The 1,472-nt window shown below is 62.1% G+C and carries 3 protein-coding genes and 1 other RNA gene; all 4 read left to right on the top strand.

The genetic code is table 11. The features are described 5' to 3' along the window. Window positions 1-138, top strand: a transfer-messenger RNA (tmRNA) gene (gene ssrA, locus AC1VAN_RS21670); the annotation flags it as partial. Window positions 139-257: 119 nt separating this feature from the next. Further along, a complete protein-coding gene (locus AC1VAN_RS21665) occupies window positions 258-611 on the top strand; it encodes a TM2 domain-containing protein (protein WP_051585128.1) in 354 nt (117 codons plus the stop codon). A 24-nt stretch (window positions 612-635) separates the two neighbouring features. Next, entirely contained in the window at window positions 636-959 is a 324-nt protein-coding gene (locus AC1VAN_RS21660; protein ID WP_032977815.1) for a HEAT repeat domain-containing protein, read from the top strand. A 92-nt stretch (window positions 960-1,051) separates the two neighbouring features. Further along, on the top strand, window positions 1,052-1,472 hold a 421-nt coding region (locus AC1VAN_RS21655), incomplete at its 3' end, for a hypothetical protein (protein WP_480986724.1).

Below are 1,472 nucleotides of genomic sequence, written 5' to 3'. Positions count from 1 at the left end.
CAAGAACACAACAGGCTGGTTCCCGGGTGCGCTTTGCACACCGTGCTGCTCGGGGATGAGATTCAACGGTGAGCTAAGCATGTAGTGCTGGGGATGGAGTGCCTTCGGACGGCGGTTCAATTCCGCCCACCTCCACCATTTGTACCGCCCTTCGGGGCACGAAAAGCCAGATCTCCCGTCGATTGGGGTCTGGCTTTTTTGTTGGCCGCATCAGGTCCAGAACCRCTGCCTCGACAAGGAGAAGCACCGTGGCGTTGATGAACAGCTCCGAATGCAACTGCAAGGCACGCAGCGATACGGCGATCTGCCCGACCTGCGATGCAGCTGCCCCACCGGCCACTCAGCAGCCAATCGACGCTGTCTATGCGGCACCGGTATCGCAATCCGCGCCTATCGCCAGGAACCGTGCCATCTACATCCTGCTCGCCTTGTTCCTGGGCATTTTCGGCGTGCACAACTTCTATGCTGGTTACCACGGACGCGCGGTCTGCCAACTACTGATCACGCTGTTGTTGGGCTGGCTCTTGATCGGCGTGCTGTTCACCGGCCTATGGGCACTGGTGGAAATGATCACAGTGGAAACCGACGACTCTGGCGTGCAGATGGTGTAATCCCTGGCTACGGGAGGGGCTGCCATGGATCTCGACAGAATCGACGTTGTCTCCTGGCTCGACCAGATCCTGGATCATGATCCGGCAACCTTCGAAGACGCCTATTGGGGTCTTCGCCCGGCCGTGGCCATTGCGGTGCCGCATCTGCTTGCCCGGCTGCCGGCCGTGGATGATGGTTACTCGCGCGGAAAGCTGCTGGAACTGCTCGGCGAATCAGGCGACAGCACGGTCAGCCCGACCCTGCGGGCTGAGCTGCAGCATCCGTTGGAAGAGGTCCGCCAGTGGGCGCAACTGGCCTTGGATGCCCTTGATCGGGGAATCCCTTGGCAGCCCAGCGAGGGGGCCTAGCCGACAACGCTGCCCTGCCCCACACTTCAGCCTGTCTTCCCGGACTTGGTGCCGGCGCCTCCGCTGCTCCGCGACATACAGAAGGATCTGCAATGAACAAGCCGCTTATCGCCCTGATGCTGGGCCTGCCCTTGACAACCGCCGCTGTTGCCGCACCTCCGGCAACCAGCACCACCGCGCTGGAAACTCTGCTGGCCTGCAAGGCGGGTTCCGATTTCACTGAAGCGCAGGTGGAGCAGGCATTCCATGCCGCCGGCCTGAGCCGCGACCCCGGCAGCGTGTTCGAGCCCAAGGGCAAGCCGGTGGCGCTGTTCGGAGGCACCGTAGCCAGCGCGGATGTGAGCATTTCCAAGCCCTACAAGAGCCTGCATGTGTATCTGCAGGGCGTCGATCACCAGCGTTTGGCCCGATCCTGGGGAGTGACGACGGTCAACGACGCGACCGAGACCGAAGCGCCTTCCTACCTCAAGAAGATTGATGCCACGCACACGCTGCATGTGGCTGCCGGTGACG

Source organism: Stenotrophomonas sp. 05L44_2 (assembly GCF_056665995.1).
The sequence above is the reverse complement of the archived record's forward strand: the minus strand, read 5'-3'. Positions and strand labels throughout refer to the sequence as shown.